Raw genomic sequence first — 25,515 nt, 5'->3', positions numbered from 1 at the left:
GGAAGCGCACGTTAAACTGTCCTTTTGTCCTCCTGACTGCCAGGTGCAGCGGGAGGATATTCACATCATGGAATAGGCGTGAATGAGATGAATGACATGCAGTTATATGATTTAACAAATGCGCAGAAGCGTATATGGTATACCGAATTACTCTACCCAGATACGTCAGTGTCACAGCTTTCCGGTACAGCTAAGATGAAGGGGCATATCCATATTGCTGCCTTTATGCAGTCCATTAATTTGATTATCAAACAGTATGATGCGTTCCGCATCCGTATTACCTCAGTGGATGGAGTGCCTCAGCAGTACGTCGTTCCTTATGAAGAGAGACAGTTGGAATGCCTGGATCTTAGCCACTATGAAAGTGTATCTGAGGTGGAAGCCTTACTTGAGCAACACAAAAGAAAACCCTTGCCCCTGCTGGATTCTGAGCTCTTCCAGTTTTTAATTGTGAAGATTAGCGAGGAAGAGTATTGGATTAATATTAAGATGCACCATATTATTTCTGACGGAATATCAATGGTGGTCTATGGCAATCAGCTGACAGCATTTTACATGGAGTTAATTCAAGGAAATGAACCGAAGCTGGGCGACGATTGCTCGTATATTCAATATATTGCAGATGAGAATGCATACGAACTTTCTGACAGATACCAAAAGGATAAGGCTTACTGGCTGGATAAATTTTCTGATTTGCCTGAGCTTACGGGTTGGAAGTCATATAATCCGTTATCTTTAAGTACCCACGCTGTTCGGGAGCATTTTACCGTACCAGAAGTGCTATATCACGAGCTGCAAGCATTTTGCCAACAGAATAGGATTTCTTTGTTCCAGTTCTTCATGGGTGCGATGTATATCTACATACACAAAATGACGAATCAGCCGGATGTGGTGATTGGCACTTCGTTCGCTAACCGGGGGAACAAAAAAGAGAAGCAAAAGATAGGTATGTTCGTCAGCACCGCTGCTGCCAGAACATACGTCAAAAAGGATATAGATGTGTTGAGCTTCCTGCAGGATGTAGCCAGAGATCAGATGTCAGTCCTGCGGCATCAGAAATATCCATACAATCAGTTAATTCAGGATCTTAGAGAAATGCATGGGAACAAGGATATTCAGCGGCTTTTTGGCGTTTCAATGGAATATCGTCTTATCAATTGGGTTGATTTGGATGATGTGCGTATTTTGACAGATTATGATTTCTGCGGGGACGAAGTGAACGATTTCGTGTTTCATATCGTGGAGATCCTGGATGAAGGCGAACTGGTACTGGATGTCGATTATCGGACAGAGCTGTTTGAACGCAGTGAAGTTAAGGACATGGTTTCCCAGTTGCTTACGATCGCCGAGCAGATCATTCATTCACCTCAGCTTTCTATCGCAGAGGTAAGCTTATTAGGTGAACCAGAAGAGCAATCCATTTTGGCTCTTTCGGAAGGCGCCGCAGTCGATTATCCACGAGAGAAGACCATTCATGGCTTATTCGAGGAACAAGCCGAGCGCACGCCAGATCACGTAGCCGTTCAGATGGACGAGCAGAGCATTACATACCAAGCTCTAAACGAGCAGGCTAACCAGCTTGCGAGATATTTGCGCTCCGAGGGAGTAGGGGCAGATACGCTCGTAGGGATTATGGCTGACCGTTCCTTGGAGATGGTCATCGGGATGTTGGCCATTTTGAAAGCAGGTGGTGCCTATGTACCAATTGACCCCGATTATCCCGAAGAGCGTATCCACTATATGCTGGAGGATTCAGGTGTAAGTCTGTTGCTCACCCAAAGTCATCTATGGGAGAGCACCACTTTTGACGGAAAGCTTGTGAGTCTGGACGAAGCTGCAACGTATACAGGAGATGCTTCCAATCTGGAGAGTATTTCGGGACCAAGCCATCTGGCCTATGTTATCTACACGTCGGGTACGACTGGCAAGCCGAAGGGCACGCTGATTGAACACAAAAATGTAGTTCGACTGCTCTTTAACGATAAAAATTTATTTGACTTCAACTCTCAGGATACGTGGACGCTGTTCCATTCGTTCTGCTTCGATTTCTCCGTTTGGGAGATGTACGGAGCGCTTCTTTACGGAGGGAAATTGGTGATTGTTCCATCTCTCACAGCCAAGAGCCCAGCAGCTTTCCTGGAGTTGTTGAAAGACAACCAAGTCACCATCTTAAATCAGACGCCGACGTATTTTTATCAGGTGCTACAGGAAGAGTTAATGCACTCTTCGACAGAGCTTGGCCTTAGAAAAATCATTTTTGGTGGAGAGGCTTTAAGTCCATCTCTTCTGAGAAACTGGCGGGTCAAGTATCCTGATGTGCAGCTGATTAATATGTACGGAATTACGGAAACAACGGTTCATGTCACCTATAAGGAAATCACGGAACATGAGATTGAAGCGGGGAAAAGCAATATTGGCAGAACGATCCCCACACTTAGCGCTTACATTCTCGATGAGCAAAGACGCCTGCAGCCTGTTGGGGTTCCAGGAGAGCTATACATTGCGGGGGACGGTCTTGCCCGTGGGTATTTGAATCGGCCGGATTTGACGTCTGAGAAATTCGTTGAGCATCCGTATCGGGCGGGAGAGCGGCTGTACCGAACTGGGGATCTTGCTCGTTGGTTGCCTGATGGCAATATTGAATATTTGGGGCGGATCGACCATCAGGTCAAAATTCGCGGCTACCGAATTGAGCTTGGCGAGGTAGAAGCCCAAATTCTCAAGGCTCCGAACGTACAGGAAACGATTGTCCTCGCACGGGAAGACGAACAGGGCCAAAAATTGCTGTGCGCCTACTATGTAGCCTCCAGTGATCTTTCGCCGGGGGAATTGCGGTCTCAGCTGGCGGCGGAACTCCCCGCTTACATGATTCCTTCTTATTTTGTCCGGATGGAGCAAATGCCGCTTACACCAAATGGCAAACTGGATCGCCGTGCGTTGCCGGCTCCTGAAAGCAGCGTACAATCCGGTGAGGCTTATTTGGCTCCGAGAACTGCTGTGGAAGCTCAGATGGTACTCATCTGGCAAGATATCTTGGGCGTTGCTCGTGTCGGTGTCAGAGATAATTTCTTTGAAATTGGTGGTCACTCTTTGCGGGCAACAGTGCTCGTTTCACGGATTCACAAAGAATTGGGATGTAGCATTTCGCTGCGTGAGGTGTTTCAGTCACCTACGGTCGAATCCTTGGCGCAACTTGTGAAAAAACACATTCCGACCATGTACGAATCCATCCCACAGGCAACGGAAAGCGAAGCTTACCCAGTGTCCTCAGCGCAAAAGCGGTTATACGTGCTGAGACAGATGGACGGGGGAGAGCTCAGCTACAATATGCCAGGGGTCTTCACAGTGGATGGACCGTTGGATCGCACGCGGCTGGAGTCTGCGTTCCAGGCACTGATCCAGCGTCATGAATCCCTGAGAACCGGCTTTTATATGCAGGATGGAGAGCTTGTTCAGCGTGTGCATAGGAATGTGCCGTTTGCGTTGAACTACACAGAGGCTTTGGTGGAGGAGACGGATACGCTCATTCACAACTTTATTCGTGCCTTTGATCTGAGCCAGGCTCCATTACTGCGTGTTAGCTTGGTGAAGCTCCAGGAGGAGCGTCATCTGTTGCTGTTTGATATGCATCACATCATTTCAGATGGGGTTTCTATTCAGATATTGATAGAGGAACTTACTCATTTGTATCAAGGAGAACAGCTACCAGAGCTGCACATCCAGTACAAGGATTATGCCGTATGGCAACGGGAACAGTCAGAGAACCAATGGCAAGATCTTGAGAAATATTGGCTGCTATCCTTTGAAGGAGAGTTGCCGGTATTGGATTTGCCTACAGACTTCCAACGACCTTCAGTTCGGAGCTTCGAGGGTAGCCGAATTGATTTTACATTGGATGAGTCTGGCAATAAGGCGATACAAGAGCTTGCATCCCGTACAGGTACTACACTGTATATGGTATTGCTGGCCGCTTATTCGGTACTACTGCACAAATATACAGGACAGGAGGACATCGTCGTAGGTTCTCCAGTAGCCGGAAGACCGCAGGCTGAGCTTGAGGGCATCATCGGAATGTTTGTCAACACACTGGCCTTGCGTAGCTACCCGGCAGGAGATAAAACCTTTCAGGATTATCTTCTGGAAATCAAGGAAACGGCGCTCAAGGCGTTTGAGCATCAGGATTACCCTTTTGAAAAATTGGTCGAAAAGCTGGGCGTAGGACGTGATGTCAGCCGCAATCCGCTCTTTGACACCTTATTGGTATTACAAAATACCGAGCAGGAAGAGCAGGATATGGACGGAGTGCACTTTACTCCTTACTTGATGGACACCGTCACAGCCAAATTTGACCTGTCCCTCAATGTAGAGGAGAAGGGGTCGAAATTAGCCTTTGGCCTCGAGTATAGTACGGCTTTATATCGGCGTGAAAGTGTAGAGCGACTTGCAACGCACTTGCTCCGGGTTCTGCAGGCAGTCTCGGCCAATCCTCAGTTGCAACTGGCCGAGATTGAAATGATCACACCGGAGGAGAAAGTACAGATCGTTGAAGTATTTAACGCGACATCGGCTCCTTATCCAAGGGACAAGACCATTCATGAGCTGTTCGCAGAACAAGTCAAGCGTACACCAGAGCAGACGGCGCTTGTATTCGGCGATGTCCAGCTAACGTATCTTGAATTGGAAGACAAGGCGAGCCGACTGGCCCAAACACTGCGTCGTTTGGGAACGTTGAGGGAGCAGCCTGTGGCCGTGATGGGCGGACGAAGCATCGAGATGGTCATTGGTATGCTCGCGGTGCTTCAAGCGGGTGGAGCCTATGTGCCGATTGATCCTGATTACCCGGAAGATCGGGTTCGTTATATGCTTAATGATTCCGACGCCAAGCTATTATTGGTGCAAAAGCGCGAGCTTATAAGTGTAGACTACGGTATACCGATTGTCGATCTTAGCAGTGAAGAGGCCTATGCAGCTGAACCTGCCCAGCCGGAGACTGCTCAGGGATCGCAGGGGCTTGCTTATGTCATCTATACATCGGGTACGACGGGTAGACCGAAGGGCGTTATGGTTGAACACCGGAACGTGGTCCGTCTGGTCAAAGAGACCAACTATGTGGAGCTGAATGAATCCACACGAATTTTGCAGACAGGAGCCGTGGCCTTTGATGCTTCTACATTCGAAATATGGGGAGCGTTGCTCAACGGTGGGCAGCTCTATTTCGTGGAGAACGACGATATCCTGATTGCCGATAGGCTAAAAGCGGCCATTACCAAGTACGGGATTACAACAATGTGGCTTACTTCACCGCTTTTCAATCAGCTTTCCCTGCAGGATGAGTACCTGTTCAGAGGGCTAAAAACATTGCTGGTCGGCGGAGACGTACTGTCCATATCTCATATGAACCGTGTAATCGAGGCTAATCCTGATCTTGTCCCTATCAATGGCTATGGTCCGACAGAGAATACGACCTTCTCCACCACCTACAAGATTCTGGGTCGTGCCGAAGGGGTCGTGCCGATTGGCCGCCCAATTAGTAATTCTACCGCTTATGTGGTCAATGGATCGCTGCAATTACAGCCTATTGGTGCTTGGGGTGAACTCATTGTCGGCGGTGAAGGTGTAGCGCGCGGATATCTCAATCGTCCTGATCTCACAGCAGAGAAATTTGTTCCTAGTCCTGTGAAGGACGGAGAACCCTGCTACAGAACTGGGGATTTGGTACGCTGGCTTCCAGATGGGAATTTGGAGTTTAAAGGAAGAATTGATGAGCAGGTCAAAATACGTGGTTACCGCATCGAACTCCCTGAAATCGAGGCCCAACTGGCCAAGGTGGAGTCAGTAATCGACGCCGTAGTGGTCGTTCGCGCGGATGAGCTTGGCGAGAAGCAACTTTGCGCTTATTATGTGGCGGATCGTACGCTCACGGCAGGCGAAGTACGTCTTTCCCTATCGCAGGTACTTCCAGGCTATATGATTCCATCCTACTTTATCCAGATGGATCGTATGCCATTAACGTCAAACGGAAAAGTGGACCGCAGGTCTCTGCCGGCTCCTCAAGTAGGGGCGCATACAGGACGGAAGTATACAGCTCCTCGTACACTGGCTGAGGAAGCTTTGGCATCTGTCTGGCAAGGGGTGCTGGGTGCCGAACAGGTGGGTATCCATGACAATTTCTTTGAATTGGGCGGAGACTCCATAAAAGCTATTCAGGTGTCGTCACGGTTACTGCAGGCCGGCTATCGGTTAGAGATGAAGCAGCTGTTCAAATCGCCAACCATTGCCGAGCTAGGCGCGGAAATACAAACGGCTGTGCATATGGCTGAACAGGGAGTTGTGCGTGGAACGACTCGCTTGACTCCAGTCCAACAGTGGTTCTTTGGACGGAAGCAGGCAGAACCTCATCACTTCAATCAAGCGGTTATGTTGTATCGTGAACAGGGATTTGAAGAAAAGGCCTTGCATCAGGTGCTAAGAAAACTCGCTGAGCATCATGACGCCCTTCGCATGGTTTTCCGTCAGACAGAGCATGGCTACGAAGCTTGGAATCGTGATCTTGAAGAAGGAGAGTTGTATAGCCTGTTCACCGCTGATTTACGGAATGAATCCGATCCGACTGCAGCCATTACATCGCTGTCGGATGACATTCAGCGCAGTATCAATCTGGCAGAAGGTCCGCTGCTGAAGTTAGGACTTTTCCATTGTCAGGATGGAGACCACCTTCTAATCGTGATCCACCATTTGGTGGTGGACGGAGTATCCTGGCGGATTTTGTTCGAGGATATTGCAGCAGGCTATGAGCAGGTGATTCAAGGACAAGCGCTGACATTCCCGCAGAAGACGGATTCCTTCCGTGATTGGGGAGACGCCCTTGCTCGTTATTCGGAAGGTCCTGAAATGGAGACTCATCGGGCGTATTGGAGAGAGCTGGAGGATCAGCCACTCGAACAGTTGCCGAAGGATGAGGCTGTGGAAAGCCTTCTTTTACAGGATAGCAAAGTAGTAACAGCACAATGGACTCTAGAAGAAACCGATCAATTGTTGAGAAAAGCCCATCGTGCTTATCAAACAGAGACGAATGATCTGCTATTGACTGCTCTGGGCATGGCGGTATCCAAATGGTCTGGCATCGGAAAGGTTGCTGTGAATCTGGAAGGACACGGTCGTGAGCCGATTATACCGAATATCGACATCACCCGTACCGTAGGCTGGTTTACGAGTCAATTTCCGGTGATTTTAGACTTGGGGGATGACCCGGAAGTGGCCTCCTTGATCAAGTCTGTGAAAGAGGGGCTACGCCGGATTCCGAACAAAGGTATTGGCTACGGGTTGCTCAAAACCATGACAAGTCAGTTGGACGAAGGCAGCTTCAGCTTGCAGCCTGAGATTTCTTTTAACTATCTGGGGCAATTTGATCAGGATTTGCAAGGAAGCTCGTTGCAGATTTCTCCTTATCCGACCGGAAGCGCGCAAAGCTTGTTGGAGGAACCGGCCTATACACTAGATATCAATGGCATGGTGACGGACGGAGCCCTGACTCTGACGATTACTTATAACGGAAAACAGTATAAGTCATCTACGATGGAACAGCTCGCTGGATATATTGAAGAAAGCCTGCGGGAACTTCTCCAGCATTGCGTAACCCAAGAAAAAACCGTATTGACACCAAGCGACGTGCTTGCGAAGGGTCTGAGCATTGCCGATCTGGAGGAGCTTTCTAAGCAGACGAGTCACATTGGCGATATTGAGAATGTATATAGTCTGACGCCGATGCAGAAGGGCATGCTGTTCCATGATATGTTTGAGCCGCATACAGGTGCTTATTTTGAGCAGGCCGCCTTTGATTTTAAGGGTAGCTTTGATCCGATCGCCTTCGGGCACAGTCTGGATGCAGTAGTGGAGCGTCATGCTATCCTGCGCACGAACTTTTACAGCGGATGGGGCAGCGAGCCTTTGCAGGTTGTATTTCGGCACAGAGGCGCTAAATTGGTGTACGAAGACCTGCGGGAGATGAATGCATCGCAGCGCGAAGCTTACCTGAAGACATTTGGTGCTAAGGACAAAGCACTGGGCTTCAACCTAGCTGAAGACGAGCTTCTCCGTGTATCCATTTTACAAACAGATGAAGAGAGCTTCCGTCTCTTATGGAGCTTTCACCACATCGTCATGGATGGGTGGTGTGTTCCGTTAATTACGCAGGAGGTATTTGAACACTATTTTGCCCTCCTGGAAGGAAGAGAGCCGCAGTTGGCAGAGGTTCATCCGTACAGTCGATATATCGAATGGCTCGAACAGCAGGATGAAGCAGCTGCGTCCAACTATTGGAGCCGATATCTGGCCGGTTACGAGCAGCAGACACTTTTACCTCAAGTCGGTGGAGCAAGTAAGGGAGAAGGCTATATAGCAGAAAAGCTGAATTATCCTCTCAGCAGGGAATTGACTGAGCGCCTTGAAAAGGTGGCCAGGGATGCTCATGTCACGATGAATATATTGCTGCAGTCCCTCTGGGGCATTGCGCTTCAACGCTACAACGGTAGCAAGGATGTCGTGTACGGAAGTGTAGTATCAGGCAGACCAGCAGAAATTCCGGGCATTGATCGGATGATCGGTTTGTTCATCAATACGATTCCCGTTCGTGTGAAGACAGAGGAGAATCTCCCCTTCACAGTTCTGATGAAGCAGCAGCAGGAACAATATATGGCTTCTCATATGTATGACACCTACCCGCTGTTTGAGATTCAGGCTCAGACGGATCAGAAGCAGGATCTAATCTCCCATATTATGGTGTTTGAGAACTATCCTGTGGAGGAGGAGGTAGAGCGTCTGGGTGGTGGCGAGGCTGCCTTTGAGATTGAGGAGGCGGAGCTTCTTGAGCAAACGAATTATGATTTTAATTTAATTGTCCTCCCTGGCGAAGAAATGAGATTGATGTTCCAGTACAATGCACTTGTTTATGACCCAGTGACAATTGAGCAAATCAAGGGCCATCTGATTCACCTCATGGAACAAATTGTAGAGGACCCTGCCATTTCCGTGGATGCACTAGAATTAGTCACGCCGCAGGAGAGAGAAGAGATTCTGAACGTATGGGGAAATACAAAAGGCATTTACGAGCACTGTAACACGTTCCACGGACTGTTGGAGGAACAGGCGGGACGAACGCCGGATGCGACTGCCCTTTGGTTCGAGGACGAGAGTCTGACCTATGCCGAGCTCAATGCAAAAGCCAACGGACTGGCGAGAAGGCTCCATACTCAGGGAATCAAGACGGGAGATCTGGTGGGACTGATTGCTGAACGGTCGCTCGAAATGATCGTTGGGATCTACGGCATTATGAAAGCCGGGGGTGCCTATGTTCCAATCGATCCAGAGTATCCGAAAGAACGAATCAGTTACATGCTTGAAGATTCCGGGGCGAAGCTGATCCTTACACAGGCCCATCTCTTGGAGCATCTCGGATGGATGGAAAATGTTTTGCTGCTGGATGAATCATCGACCTATGATGCCGATACCTCGAATTTGGAGGATACTGCTGGCCCGGATGATCTGGCTTACGTGATCTACACTTCAGGTACGACGGGTCAGCCTAAGGGCGTATTAGTCGAGCATCGGGGACTACCGAATCTTTCGGACGTATACGGGACACACTTCGAAGTTACACCGCAGGATCGGATCGTTCAGTTTGCAAGCCTGTCGTTTGATGCATCGGTTTCGGAAATTTTAACGGCGCTGAGCCACGGGGCTGTTCTGTGCATCCCTTCTACACAAGATATTTTAGATCATGCCCTGTTCGAGCAGTTCATGAACGATAAGGGGATTACGGTAGCGACTTTGCCACCCGCTTACGCTATCCACCTTGATCCAGAGCGTTTGCCAACACTGCGGTGCCTGCTAACCGCTGGATCGGCCGCATCGGTCGAGTTGATCGAAGAGTGGAGGAAGCATGTACGTTACTCTAATGGCTATGGCCCAACGGAGGACTCCGTATGCACCACCATCTGGTCTGTCCCGGACAGTGAGGAAGCAACGGATATTGTATCTATTGGACGACCTATTGCTAACCATAGTGTGTACATCTTGGATGACCATTTTAGATTGCAACCTGTAGGTGTAGCTGGAGAGCTATGCATTTCGAGTATCGGGTTAGCACGGGGGTATCATAATCGGCCTGAGTTAATGGATGAGAAGTTCGTGGACAATCCATTTGCTCCAGGAGAGCGCATGTATCGGACGGGGGACCTGGTTCGCTGGTTACCGAATGGAATCATCGAGTACTTAGGTCGAATAGATCACCAAGTCAAAATCCGCGGCTACCGTATCGAGCTAGGCGAGGTAGAAGCACAAATGCTCAGAGTGCCGTCCGTTCAGGAAGTCGTAGCCATGGCTGTAGAGGGCGAAGACGGCTACAAAGATCTAGTCGCTTACTTCGTAGCCGCTCAGAAACTTGAGGTATCCGAACTTCGGGCTGTTCTGTCGGAGATGTTACCTGGATATATGATCCCTTCCCGCTTCATACAACTGGAGGATATGCCTCTGACGTCGAACGGAAAAATCGACCGAAAAGCGCTGCAGGGCGAGCGTGGATGGGCAGCGGCTTCATCTGAGGCTCCAAGGACACCTGTGGAAATCCAATTAGCCGAAATCTGGCAAGAGGTGCTGGGTGTAGAGAGCGCGGGAGTGAAGGATAATTTCTTCCATTTTGGAGGTCATTCACTGCGTGCAGCCCTGCTAGTCTCACGAATTCGCAAGGAAATGAATCGCGAGATTAGTCTGAGAGCAGTGTTCGAGTCTCCTACTATTGAAGAATTGGCTCGTGCCATTGAGGGCTATACACCGCTGAATTTCGAAGAAATTCCTACAGCGGGAGCGAGAGAGCATTATCCATTGTCCTCGGCCCAAAAACGACTGTTTATTCTAAGTCAGCTGGAAGGTGGAGAGCTGAGCTACAATATGCCGGGGATCCTTACCGTTGAGGGAGCTTTGGATCGGGAACGGCTAGAGCAGGCATTCCGTCGTCTGATTCATCGTCATGGTTCGCTGCGAACTCGTTTTGTGACTGTGAACGGTGAACCTGTACAGCAGCTCCTGACGGACGTTCCGTTTACTGTGGAATATGCGGAGTTGAGCGAGGAAGAGGCAGGAGCTACCCTTCAGCAGTTCGTCCGTCCTTTTGATTTAGGTGTAGCTCCATTGCTGCGGGTCGGCCTTATTCGAATTGCACATGAGCGCCATTTACTATTGTTTGACATGCATCATATTGTCTCAGATGGGGTTTCTATGAATATTCTCATAGAAGAGTTTCTCCGCTTCTACCAAGAGGAGGACGTATTTCCTGAGCTACAGATCCAGTACACAGACTATGCTGTATGGCAGCAAGAGCAGCTCGGAAGCGAGCGTCTTAAGGCCCAGGAGGCTTACTGGCTGGATGCTTTCCGTGGAAGCTTGCCAGTGCTGGATTTGCCAGGAGATGAAGTTCGTCCTGCGGTGCGAAGCTTTGCGGGCGATCGAATCGACTTCCAAATTGATTCTTCTCTGAGTGCTTCACTTCAGGAGCTGGCTACCCGAACGGGTTCCACTCTGTTCATGGTACTGCTGGCAGCCTATACAGCGCTCTTGCACAAGTACACAGGTCAGGAAGATGTCATTGTCGGTTCACCTGTGGCAGGAAGATCTCATGCGACACTTGAAGGCCTCATCGGTATGTTCGTCGGCACAGTGGCACTTCGTACTTATCCAGAAGGAGAGAAGCCTTTCGAGGCTTATCTGCAGGAAGTGAAGGAAACAGCGCTGCGGGCCTATGAAAACCAGGATTACCCGTTCGAGGAGCTGGTAGAAAAGCTGGAGCTTCAGCGTGATTTGAGCCGTAACCCACTATTTGATACCATGTTTGTCCTGCAAAATATCGAGCAGGGAGAACAAGAAATAGAAGGATTGCGCTTCACTCCTTACGATAATGTACATCCGGCTGCCAAGTTCGATCTTACGCTGACCGTGAGTGAAGCAGACGGGGCATTGAACTGCACGCTTGAGTATGCGACTGCGATCTACAAGCAAGAGACTGCTGAGCGGATGGCAGGCCACTTTGTACAGCTTATTCGGGAAGCCATCGCCAATCCCGCACTGCCGTTGTCATCCCTTGATATCGTGACACCTCAGGAAAAATCAAGGCTGATGAAAGCGCCGGACCAAGCCAAGGCAGATTATCCTCGTGACAAGACGATCTATGCGCTGTTCGAGGAGCAGGCCGCACGTACTCCGAATGCAGTGGCAGTCGTATGTGAAGATGCAACCCTGTCCTACAGCGAGCTGAACGAGCGGGCCAATGGACTTGCCCGAACGCTGAGGGAACGTGGTTTGCAACCAGACGGTTTGGCTGGAATTATGGCGGATCGTTCCCTTGAAATGGTGGTCGGAATTTTAGCCATCTTGAAGGCAGGCGGGGCCTATGTCCCTGTAGACCCTGAATATCCAGAGGACCGCATTCGCTTTATGCTTGAGGATTCGGGAGCCAAGCTACTGCTGACACAAGCGCATCTGGAGCAACGGGTCTCCTTCGCCGGGGATATCGTAAGTCTGGACAAAACGGCTTCCTACAAGGAGGATGTCTCAAACCTGCAGCCTGCAGCCGGACCGGAGCATCTTGTCTACGTCATCTACACATCGGGTACGACAGGCAAGCCAAAGGGAACACTGATTGAGCATAAAAATGTAGTTCGCTTGCTCTTTAATGATAAAAATATGTTTGACTTTGGTCCTCAGGATACGTGGACACTGTTCCATTCATTCTGTTTTGACTTCTCTGTATGGGAAATGTACGGAGCATTGCTGAACGGAGGACGGTTGGTCATCGTTCCATCGCTTACCGCGAAGAGTCCAGATCGTTTCTTGCAATTGCTTAAGGATCAGAAGGTCACCGTTTTGAACCAGACACCGACGTACTTCTACCAGTTGCTACAGGAAGAGCTCGGTCATCAAGCGGCAGAACTGAGCCTCCGTATGATTATCTTCGGTGGAGAGGCATTAGCCCCGGCCCTGCTCAAGGACTGGAGAACGAAGTATCCGCAAGTGCAGCTCATTAACATGTACGGCATTACCGAAACGACCGTGCATGTAACCTATAAGGAAATTACAGAGTTGGAAATTGAACAGGGCCGCAGCAATATCGGCACCACGATTCCGACGCTGAGAGCGTACATTTTGGATGAACAACGCCGTCCACAGCCGATTGGCATTCCAGGTGAACTCTATGTGGCGGGCGTAGGTCTGGCGCGAGGTTATCTGAACCGACCGGAATTGACGGAAGAGAAGTTTGTCGCTCATCCGTTTGAAGCGGGCGAGCGCATGTACCGCTCGGGTGACTTGGCACGCTGGTTGCCGGATGGCAGCATGGAGTATTTGGGACGGATTGACCATCAGGTAAAAATCCGTGGTTACCGTATCGAGCTGGGCGAAGTGGAAGCGAAGCTGCTCCATGCTCCGTCTGTAAGGGAGGCCGTTGTGCTCGCCCGAGAGGATGGAAGTGGACAAAAAGTGCTTGTCGGCTATTTCACTGCCGATCAGATGCTGACGGTAGGAGAGTTGAGAAAAGCCTTGGCTGCCGAACTGCCGACTTATATGATTCCATCTTACTTTATGCAATTGGAACAGATGCCTTTGACGCCAAATGGCAAGCTGGATCGCAAAGCGCTTCCGGCTCCGGAGGCCAATGTGCAGACTGGAGCGGTTTATGAACCGCCAAGGACGAAGGCTGAGGAAGCTTTGGCTTCCGTATGGCAAGGTGTGCTGGGAGCGCAGCAGGTCGGCATCCATGATCATTTCTTTGATCTGGGTGGTGATTCCATCAAGGCGATCCAAGTGTCCTCGAGATTGTTTCAAGCCGGATATAAATTAGAGATGAAGGATCTCTTCAAATATCCGACAATTGCCGAGCTAAGCCCGTATCTTCAGGCAGCCGGACGTATAGCGGAACAGGGCGAAATTAAAGGTGCAGCAGAGTTAATGCCAATTCAGCGTTGGTTCTTTGAACGCCATACAGCGGAGCCGCACCATTATAATCATGCCGTCATGCTCTATCGGAAAGACGGCTTTGATGAGGCTGCACTCCGGTTGACAATGGACCAAATTGCGATCCATCATGATGCGCTGCGCATGGTTTTCCGGCCTACAGAAGCTGGATACGCAGCTTGGAATCGGGGAACGGACGAAGGCGAGCTCTACACATTGCACATTGCCGATGTGCGGCAGGCGGAAGACCAGACAGCTGCGGTTCAGGCCCAAGTCGATGCCATTCAGGCAAGCTTTGATTTGGAAGGTGGCCCACTGTTCAAGCTAGGCCTGTTCCATTGTGACGATGGCGATCATTTGTTGATTGTCATTCATCACCTCTTGGTTGACGGCGTATCCTGGCGCATCCTGTTTGAGGACATTGCAGCGGGGTACGAGCAGGCATTGAATGGACAAGCAATCGTCCTTCCACAAAAGACCGATTCGTATCTTGTATGGTCTGAGCAAGCGACGAAGTATGCAGCAGGGCCTGCTCTGGACAAGGAGCGTGCATACTGGCAGCTGATCGAGGAGGCGATTTTGGCCCCACTGCCGAAGGATGAGGATCAGAAGCCGGGCACCATTCGGGATACTGAATCGGTTACGGTAACGTGGTCTGCGCAGGAAACAGACCTGCTGTTGCGGCAAGCGAACCGGGCGTATCATACGGAGACGAACGACTTGCTCTTGACTGCTCTGGGGGCAGCCATTCAGCGCTGGACAGGCATGGAGCAGATTTTGGTCAATCTCGAAGGGCATGGACGGGAAATGATCGTACCAGACCTGGATATTACCCGTACCGTGGGTTGGTTCACAACCCAGTATCCGGTTCTGCTGAACCTGCAAGGCGGACAGGAAGTATCTGCGCGCATCAAGCGCATCAAGGAGAATTTGCGAGAGGTTCCGCACAAAGGAATCGGCTACGGTCTTCTGAAGTATATGGCACCGGAGAAAAGTGTCGGATTTGGCGTGGAGCCGGAAATTTCCTTCAATTATCTTGGGCAGTTTGATCAGGATCTGGAGGGTAATGCCCTTAGCTTATCCACACATTCAGTTGGTAAGGCGCTCAGCGACCTCACACCACAACAATATGCTCTGGATGTGAATGGCATGATTGCTGAAGGCCAGCTATCACTGACGATTACGTACAGCAGCAGGCAGTATCGTAACGAGACGGTGAGTCATTTTGCTGAATTATTACAGTCAAGCCTTAGTGAGGTCATCCGTCATTGTGTGGCTCAGGAGCGTTCACAGCTTACACCAAGTGATGTTCTGTTCCAAGGATTAACATTGGAGCAGCTTGATCGACTTACGGCGCAGACGGCTCACATTGGAGAGATTGAGGATGTGTACAAGCTGACGCCAATGCAGAAGGGAATGCTGTTTCACAGCCTGCTGGAGCCGGACTCCTCTTCATACTTCGAACAGGCAACGTTTGAGCTGCGTGGTAGCTTCGATGTAGATATCTTCTTCGAGAGCTTCCAGGCTTTGGTGCAACGACATGCCATACTACGTACCGGATTTTACAACAACATTGCTGATGTACCGCTGCAAGTTGTCTTTAAGCAACGGTTAATCCCTCTGCACTACGTAGATTTGCGCGACGCATCTATGCAGGAACAAGAAGACCGAATCAAGGCTTATATTGCTGAAGATATGGTTAAGGGGTTCAGCTTGTCAGAAGATCCGCTGATGCGGGTGACCGTCTTGCAGAAGGATCAAAGCTGTCTTGTATTGTGGAGCTTCCACCATATTGTCATGGATGGCTGGTGTATCCCGATCATTACACAGGAGCTGTTCGATTATTATTCTGCCAAGAAACAGCAAGTACAGCCTGTCCTACCGCCAGCTCAGCCCTATAGCCGTTATATCGAGTGGCTTGATGCACAGGATGATCAAGAAGCTTCAACGTATTGGAGCCAATATCTAAAAGATTATGACGGGAATACTGTATTGCCGGAAGGTAAAACGAAATCCCAAGCAAAGGAAGCGGGCTATGTTCTAAAAGAGCATGTTCTCCATCTGGGTGCATCTTTGACAGGTAAAATGGATGTTGTCGCGAAGCGCAATCACGTGACCGTCAACACACTCATGCAGACAGCCTGGGGACTGATTCTTCAACGTTATAATGCCAGCTCGGATGTCGTTTTCGGCGGCGTTGTGTCGGGTAGACCCGCTGAGATTGCAGGGATCGAAAATATGGTGGGTCTGTTCATCAATACAGTACCTATCCGTGTACAGTCATCCAAAGACGAAGCCTTCGTCGAAGTGATGAAACGTACACAGGCACAGTCATTGGCTGGTCGTGCCTACGACACCTATCCACTGTATGAGATTCAGGGGAAAACAACCCAAAAGCAGGACCTGATTTCTCATATTATGATCTTTGAAAATTACCCGCTCGACGAGCAGGTGGAGCAATCGGGTAATCAAACGGAGGACAATCTCGAAGTTGCCAACTTCACCATGTTTGAACAAACCAACTATGACTTTAACCTGGTTGTGATTCCAGGCGAAGACATCAAGGTCTGCATTCGCTATAATGCTTCGGTTTACGAGCAAGAAAGCATTGCACGTATCGGAGGACACTTGTTGCAGATGCTCGATCAGGTGGCTGCTCGTCCGCAGGCGACGATACAGGAACTGGAGATTGTAACATCCGAGGAACGGATGAACCTGCTTGACTGGGGCGGCAAGGCACATACCTATCCAAGTGATCAGGGTCTGCATACCTTGTTTGAAGAACAGGTTGTCCGTACGCCGGATAAGATTGCGGCTGTAAATGGAGACACTCAGATCACGTATCGGGAGCTGAACGAGCAGGCGAACAGACTAGCTTCCACCTTGATAGACCAAGGACTACAGAGTGAACAAGTGGTAGGTCTGTTGGCAGATCGGTCTGTAGAGCTGCTTGTCGCCATCATGGGTGTGCTCAAAGCGGGTGGAGCCTATGTACCTATTGATCCTGAATATCCGCAGGAGCGGATTCAGTATATTTTGAAGGATTCTGGCGCTGAAATTCTGCTCACACAGAGCCACCTGACGGAGTTAGCCTCTTTTGAGGGGACGGTTATGGAATTGGATTCCCCGCACATTTACGGAACCGAGGTGGATAATCCCAATATTCCTGTTGGAGGAAACGATCTGGTGTACTTAATCTATACCTCGGGTACAACCGGAAATCCGAAGGGAACCATGATTAACCACAAAGGGATCGTGAACTACATCTGGTGGGCCAATAAGGTCTATTGTGCTGGAAAACCAACGGATTTCCCGTTGTATTCATCCATTTCCTTTGACTTAACGATGACATCGATCTTTACTCCATTAATTAACGGAGGAGTAGTGCGGATTTATGATGGTATAGATAAAGCGGAGGTTGTACAGCATATTTTGCGCGAAAATGCGGTGGACATTCTCAAGCTGACGCCGACTCATCTCAGTCTGATTAAAGATATGACCATCCCGGCAGAAAGTCGCATTCAGCAGCTTATTGTGGGTGGAGAGAATCTGACCACACATTTGTCGAAAACCATCACAGATCTCTTTGGCAGCAACATCAAAATCTACAATGAATATGGACCAACCGAAACGGTCGTCGGCTGCATGATTCACCTGTACAATCCTGCGAAGGATACGCGTGAATCTGTACCGATTGGGTTGCCAGCAGACAATATATACATCCATATTCTGGATGATCAGCTTCGTCTCGTACCGTTAGGCGTGGAGGGCGAAATGTACATCGCCGGGGACGGGGTAGCCCGTGGATATCTGAACCGTCCTGAGCTTACCGCAGATAAATTCATTAGAAATCCGTTCGCTTCGGAAGGAAATATGTATCGCACTGGGGATTTGGCTCGTCGCCTTCCTAATGGAGACATTGAGTACATTGGGCGTATTGACCATCAAGTCAAAATACGGGGCTATCGTATTGAGCTTGGTGAGATTGAGGCCAAGTTGCTGGATATGCCACTTGTCGAGGAAGCTCTCGTTGTTGCGTGGGCAGACGCCAATGGACAGAAGTCTCTGTGTGCTTACTTTGTAGCGGATCGAGAAATGTCTGTCAGCGAGCTGAGAAACGAACTGTCTGCCGGACTGCCTGCATATATGATTCCGTCTTACTTCGTCCAACTGGACGTGATGCCTCTGACACCGAATGGCAAGCTGGATCGCAAGGCACTGCCTGAACCGAACTCGGGTATAAAGGCGGGAGCAGACTTTACCGCTCCGCGGACGGATGTGGAGAACATTTTGGCTTCAATCTGGCAAGGTGTACTTGGCGTGCCGCTGGTCGGCATACATGATAATTTCTTTGAACTTGGAGGTGACTCGATCAAATCCATTCAAGTATCCTCAAGGCTTCTTCAAGCAGGCTACAAGCTTGAAATGAAGGATTTGTTCGGTTATCCGACAATTGCAGAGTTGGCGCAGCGCGTTAGTGTGGTCAGCCGAATTGCGGACCAAAGCGAGGTACACGGAGCGGTAAGACTGGGACCTGCTCAGCACAGATTCTTCGATGAACAGTCAATGGATCTGCATCACTTTAATCAGTCGGTCATGTTGTACCGACGGGATGGCTTCAATACCGATGCGCTCGCCGAGGTTGTTCGGAAAATTGCAGAGCATCATGATGCTTTACGACTGGTGTTCCGCCAAGGAGAGCAGGGATTTGAGGCCTGGAACCGGAGCATGGGTGAGGGTGAGCTCTATAGCCTCCAAATCCACGACCTGCGGGATGAGACAGACCCGGCTTCAGCAATAGAAGCGGGTGCGGAAGCCATTCAGCGCAGCATCTCTCTGGAGGATGGACCTCTCTTTAGACTGGGTCTGTTCCGCTGTGCGGAAGGCGAACATCTGTTGATCGTTATTCATCATCTGGCTGTGGATGGCGTATCCTGGCGTATCCTCTTTGAGGACCTGCAGGATGGCTACGAGCAGGCAGCACGTGGAGAAGCGGTCAAGCTTCCACAGAAGACGGATTCGTACCGTGCATGGGTTGAGGGAATCACACAATTTGCGAATAGTCTGGCGGCTGAACAAGAACGCAGCTATTGGGCAGAGGTAGAGGGAGATGGCTTTGTCCCTCTTCCCAAAGACAAGGTAGACGGCGCTCTTCTCATCAAAGACAGTGAGGCTGTCACGGTGAGATGGTCACCAGAAGAGACAGAGCAGTTCCTGAAAGAAGCGAACCGCACTTACAATACGGAGGTCAACGATCTGCTCCTGACGGCTCTGGGTATGGCTGTTCACGAGTGGACAGGAATCGAACGTGTAGGCATCCTTCTGGAGGGACATGGACGGGAGCCTGTTGTGCCGGAACTGGATATTACTCGCACAATAGGCTGGTTTACAAGTCAATACCCTGTCGCCCTTGAGATGGGAGGGGAATTGGAGATCGGCGCCAGAATAAAGCACGTCAAGGAAGGCTTGCGTCGTATCCCGAACAAAGGTGTCGGATATGGTATTTTGAAATATTTAAGCGACGGTTCCGACGTCTCCTCCTTCTCGGCTGAACCTGAGATTACCTTCAACTACTTGGGACAGTTCGACCAGGATCTTGCAGGAGGGATGATGGAAGTATCGTCTTATTCAGTAGGACCTGAGGTCAGTGAGCAGATGGTGCAGCATCAGGCATTGAACATTAATGGACTGATTGCCGAAGGACAGCTTCAACTTTCGGTCAGCTATAACCGTCATCAGCTCGACGGGGAGTCCGTGACTAAGTTTGTTGGCATTCTGAAGAACCGTCTCAGCGAAGTCATTGGACATTGCGTAAGTAAGGAAAGAACAGAACTTACACCAAGCGATGTACTCCTCAAAGATATCAGCTTAGAAAAGATTGAGGAGATAGAAGAGCAGACACGGCATATCGGCAGTATTGAAAATATGTATAAACTGACGCCGATGCAAAAAGGAATGTTGTTCCACAGCTTGCTGGAGCCTCATTCGGAAGTCTACTTTGAGCAGGCCAAATTTGAAATTCAGGGAGCATTCTATCCTGAGGATTTCAAACGCAGCTTAGAACATCTGATGAAACGGCATGCCATATTGAGAACGAATTTCCATGCCGGGTGGGGCGATTTCCCTATTCAGATTGTGTTCAAAGAAAGAGCGTGTGACTTCGTATACGAGGATCTGCACGAGCTGGAAGCCGATGAAATTCAAGCGCGTCTTGCAGCTTATACTGCTCAGGACAAAGCAAGAGGCTTTAATCTTGCTGAAGAAGCATTGCTGCGTGTTGCTATTCTACGTACATCCGAAGAGGCTTACCATCTGCTGTGGAGCTCTCATCACATCATTTTGGATGGCTGGTGTATGCCGCTTGTGCTTCAGGAAGTGTTTGAGACGTATGGGGTTCTGCGTGAGCAAAGGGAACCAGAGCTTCCTGCAGCTGTATCGTACAGCCAGTATATTCAATGGTTGGAGAAGCAAGGCGAGGAAGAGGCATCCTCTTACTGGAGAGGGTACCTGGAAGGCTACGAGCAGCAGACGAAGCTGCCACAGGCCATCACACAGCCATCAGCAAAAGCAGAAGCCTACGTGTCGGAGAAGCTGGTATGCACGTTGGATGCGGAACTGACCGATCGCCTGGAACAGGTGGCCAAACAGCATCAGGTGACGATGAATACATTGATGCAAGCAGCCTGGGGAATCGTGTTGCAGCGCTACAATAGAAGCCAGGATATTGTCTTCGGAAGTGTAGTATCAGGGAGACCTGCCGAGATTCCGGGTATCGAAAGCATGATCGGTCTCTTCATTAATACAGTTCCGGTTCGGGTTCAGGCCGAGGGAAGCGATACGTTCTCCCATGTGATGAAAAGACAGCAGGAATTATATTTGGCAGGACATGCTTATGATTCCTATCCGCTCTATGAGATTCAAGCACAGAGCGAACAAAAGCAAGATTTGATTTCTCATATTATGGTGTTCGAAAATTACCCGGTAGAAGAGCATCTGGAAGAGAAGATTGCCAGTGAAGAGGCTGAATACAAAATTACGGATGTTCAGATGTTTGAACAGACGAATTATGATTTTAACCTCATTGTGCTGCCGGGCCGTAATCTGGAGTTCTTGTACCGTTACAATGCCCGCGTCTATGATCGGGAGAGCGTGGAACGCATTCAAGGGCACTTGACGAGAATTCTGACAAGCGTTGCTGTTCAACCTACCATCCGTATTGATGAGCTGGAGCTGATTACGCCAGAAGAGAAATCGCAGATTATAGAGGTGTGGGGCGATACAGCAGCTCCTTATCCGCGTGAGCAGACCCTTCACGGTATATTTGAGGAAAAAGCAGCGCTCACACCGGATCGTACAGCACTTATTTACGGTGAAACGGAGCTTACCTATGGAGAACTTCATCAGCAGGCGAACCGCCTTGCACGTACGCTGCGTGCCCAAGGGGTCAGACCGGACCAACCAGTCGGCATCATGGTCGAGCGTTCGCTTGAGATGATCATTGGTATTCATGCCATTCTAAAAGCTGGCGGGGCCTATGTACCGATTGATCCAGAGTTCCCAGAAGATCGTATTCGCCACATGCTGGAGGATTCGGGAGCGAAGCTTCTGCTGACGAAGAATCATCTCAAAGATCGTTTTCCGTTCACCGGCACGATCCTGACACTTGATGATCCGCAGGCGTATCATGTGGATAGCTCGAATCTCGAGCCAATTGCGGGGCCGGAGCATCTGGCTTATATCATCTACACGTCAGGTTCAACCGGCAAGCCGAAGGGCGTAATGATTGAACATCGCGCTGCCGTCCATACGCTGAGTCAGTTGGAAGCTGAATATCCGATGTTGGCAGGCGACCGTTTCCTGCTCAAAACGACATTCACCTTTGACTTCTCCGTGCCGGAGCTGTTCTGCTGGTTCTTTGGACAAGGGACTCTCGTGATCCTGCCACAAGGCGTGGACAAAGACCCGATGGCACTGCTAGAGGCCGTGGATACGAACCGTATCACGCATCTCAATTTGGTGCCGTCGATGCTCAGTGTGCTCGTTCAATACTTGAAAGAAAGCGGCACCCAAGGATTCCTTACTCTGAAATACCTGTTTGCCTGCGGCGAGACGCTGCCTGCCAAACTTGTTGAAGAGTATTATAAAGTATCTCCTTACGCAGTACTGGAAAACATCTACGGTCCTACGGAAGCAGCCGTATATGCGACTCGGTATACAACGAGCCTTGAGACTGCGGCTCTAACGCATGTGCCGATCGGCAAACCGTACGCTAACGTCCAAGTATGGATGATGGACAGCGCTTCTCAGGTATCACCTGTGGGGGTACCGGGAGAACTCTGCATTGCGGGCGAAGGGGTAGCGCGGGGGTATTTCAACCAGCCAGACCTGACGGCAGAGAAGTTCATTCCTCACCCGTACAAACCGGGAGCACGAATTTACCGAACGGGCGATTTGGCTCGATGGCTACCAGACGGGAATATTGAGTATTTGGGGCGGATCGATCACCAGGTAAAAATCCGCGGTTACCGCATTGAGCTGGGAGAAGTGGAAGCACAAATTCTGAAGGTTCCATTGGTGCAGGAAGCGGTTGTTCTAGCACTGGCTGACTCCACCGGAAGTACTCAACTTTGTGCATACTTTGTGGCCGAAGAGGGGCTTGCAGCGGGCGTACTACGCGAGGCACTGGCCAGCGAACTGCCAAGCTACATGATTCCGACTGCTTTCGTACAGTTGGCACAAATGCCACTGAATCCAAATGGCAAATTGGATCGCAAAGCGCTACCGGCACCGGAAACACTTCTGCGGAGCACAGCGGAGTATATCGCGCCGCGTACGCAGACAGAAGTAGAGCTCGCTCAGATTTGGTCCGAGGTGCTCGGCGTACAGGAAATCGGGATCAGAGATCATTTCTTCGAACTTGGGGGCCATTCCCTGAAAGTATTGGGCTTGATCCAAAGGATTTCGTCCGGTATGGGCGTCCAGCTACCACTCCAAGTCGTGTTTAATCTGCCGACTGTGGAAGAAATGGCGCATGAAATATCCAAGTTGCAGGCAACAACTGCTGCTAATGAAGAGGAAATGGAAATTATCCGCTTCCCAGGGAAAGGAACACTCAAAGTGTTTTGCTTCCCTCCACGGGTAGGCCACTCTCTGGGGTACTATGAGATGGCCAAGGAGCTGGAAGGGCTTTGCGAGGTGTACGGGATGGAATTTATCGGCGATCGGTACCAGGGTCAAGATATGCTGGATCGATACATTGATGCCATTGTGGATATTCAAGCAGAGGGCCCATATGTATTCCTGGGATACTCACTTGGAGGAAATCTCGCCTTCGAGGTAGCTAAAGCCATGGAAAGCCGAGGTCACCATGTTAGCGACATTATTATGGTAGATGCTATGAGAAAGATGTCCAAAGATGAATCGACACCAGAGGAGCTCGAAGAGATTGTCGAGACGGTACTGGACAGCATTAGGGACCAGTACAAAGCATTCCTCGCCGATCCAGTGGACAGGGAGCGAGTCATGGACAAAATGTTGGTGTACTCCACCTACCGCGATGAGCTTATTAACGCAGGTGAAGTTCATGCGAATATCCATGCTCTGATTGCAGAGGATGATAGTATTGGTCCGGATACATCATTAGATAAATTGTTATGGCAACAGGCGACACTTGGTCAATACAAAGAATACGAAGTCATCGGAACGCATGATGTGCTGCTTGATTCCGGTTTTATTGGGGAAAATGCTAAAGTACTGAGACAGATACTTGGCAAGGTCACAGAGGCTTCATCTAATAACAAGCCCATTTTGTCCTAAGCTCAATCAAGCATAATAAGTGATAGGCAGCAAAGACGCCCGGATTCCTTTATATAGAAGGAACTCGGGCGTCTTTTGTTTTTTTAAGCTGTCCTTAACATATAAAGTCCCTAATCATCTGTGAATGCTTTAGACGTGGTTGACTGAAAGTGACTGGTGTCGGTGATGAGTTCACGGATGACTTGGATGACAAGCTCCGGTTGATCATGGATGATCATATGCTCGCTCTTCTTGGCAACAATTAATTTGCTGTTTGTAGAGATGTTAAGCATCTCGCGCTGTCCCATTTGCCAGCTTTGTTCAATCTGATCATTTCCGCGTTTACTAATACCGAACTGAGTCAAATCTTGTTGAATGCCCCGGGCAATTACACGTACAGGGAGATTACCCAGATGCTGTCCCCGTATGGCATCTTCGGTAGTGCTCGCTAGGTCACCCTCCTCTGCAACAGATCGAAAGTATTTAGAAGAAGCGACAATATTCACAAAAGATTTTCTATCTTGATATTCGACCCGACCCGTTAGCATAAAATTGGGGAACAGGCGAAAAGCCCCTGATTTTTCTAGGAGAATGGATATTAACGGGGAGGGATTGACCTTAGGCCGTTCCTTGGCATAGATCTTATTTGTCCGTCGGGCGTCATTCTCAGGCCTGGCATCCACCAGAACCAATCCTGCCACTTCGTCTCTGTATGTCTGCGCGTACAGTCTTGAGTACATCCCTCCGAGGGAATGGCCTACCAGAATATAAGGAGCTTGGATGCCTGCGTTTTTTAAGGCGACATGAAGCTCTCGAACGATGTTTTCCCCGGTTCGTGGAGTAGCAGCCTCCTCGCTCCAGGCATAGCCTGCCCGGTCATAGGATACAACAGTGGCGAATGATGACAGCTTTTCGGGAATATCTCTCCAGGAGAGGCTACTTTCCCCGCTCCCTGATTCAAGCAAAATTGTTGGAGAACCGTTACCGAGTTTACGAATATGAAGTCGATAGCCCCCGGCATCGACCAATTCCCCCGGAGGTGGGTATTGTGATTTATCCTTCTTGGATGCAATCCACTCATACACAAATCCGGAGATCACGAAAAGCAATAAGCAAGAGATAATAAGAAACACAATTCTCGTCCATGTTCGCCTTCGTTGCTTCATTAGAAAATCTACTCCTCTATACAGCTATAATTAATCATTACCTAAAGTTGCGTGAAACAAAAGCTGCTACCGTATGGTTTGTGGCTAGCTCCTTATCTTTTTACCCATCCTTTCTTTGTCAAATCATCAATATTAAAGAAAAAAACAGAATATGCACTTGAGTTGTAATGAGCAACCCATATATTCTTGATCATTGAATGGAGATCACGTCGTTCTTGGATGCGGATAACTAAGTCCATTTGGCAAAAGTACAGTGTACACAGGGTAAAATTACAACAATAAAGATAGTAAAAACTATTCATTAAAAAGGGTTGCATTTAAATATACAGAATGGTATACTCTAATTCCGGCCAAGAAATACAATATTGCGAGCGAGTGTTTAAAAAAAGATTCTAAAAAAATGCTTGCAAAATTGGTTCGGACATGATATGATATAAGAGTTGATGAGGCGATGAGCTGAATCAACAGCAAAAGAATGCTTGATCTTTGAAAACTGAACAACGAGTGAGTAAAACGATTTTGTTCGCAAAATCAAACAAGAGATATTTTATCTCGT

General features: G+C 49.4%; 2 protein-coding genes. One reads left to right on the top strand and one right to left on the bottom strand.

Going from position 1 to position 25,515, the window contains the following annotated elements:
• Positions 1-87 precede the first annotated feature (87 nt).
• Positions 88-23,814 (top strand): non-ribosomal peptide synthase/polyketide synthase, encoded by a 23,727-nt coding sequence (locus G9G54_RS24545; RefSeq protein ID WP_165179909.1) that lies wholly within the window; start codon positions 88-90, stop codon positions 23,812-23,814.
• A 110-nt stretch (positions 23,815-23,924) separates the two neighbouring features.
• On the opposite strand, the gene G9G54_RS24540 is transcribed toward G9G54_RS24545, so the two are convergent.
• On the bottom strand, positions 23,925-24,959 hold the full coding sequence (locus tag G9G54_RS24540; protein ID WP_165179908.1) for an alpha/beta hydrolase: 1,035 nt from the start codon (positions 24,957-24,959) through the stop codon (positions 23,925-23,927).
• Between the last annotated feature and the right edge of the window lie 556 nt (positions 24,960-25,515).

Origin of the sequence: Paenibacillus sp. EKM212P, from assembly GCF_011066115.1 — a bacterium.
GTDB classification, from domain to species: domain Bacteria; phylum Bacillota; class Bacilli; order Paenibacillales; family Paenibacillaceae; genus Paenibacillus; species Paenibacillus polymyxa_B.
Note: the sequence above shows the minus strand (reverse complement) of the source record. Positions and strands in the feature narration are given on the sequence as shown.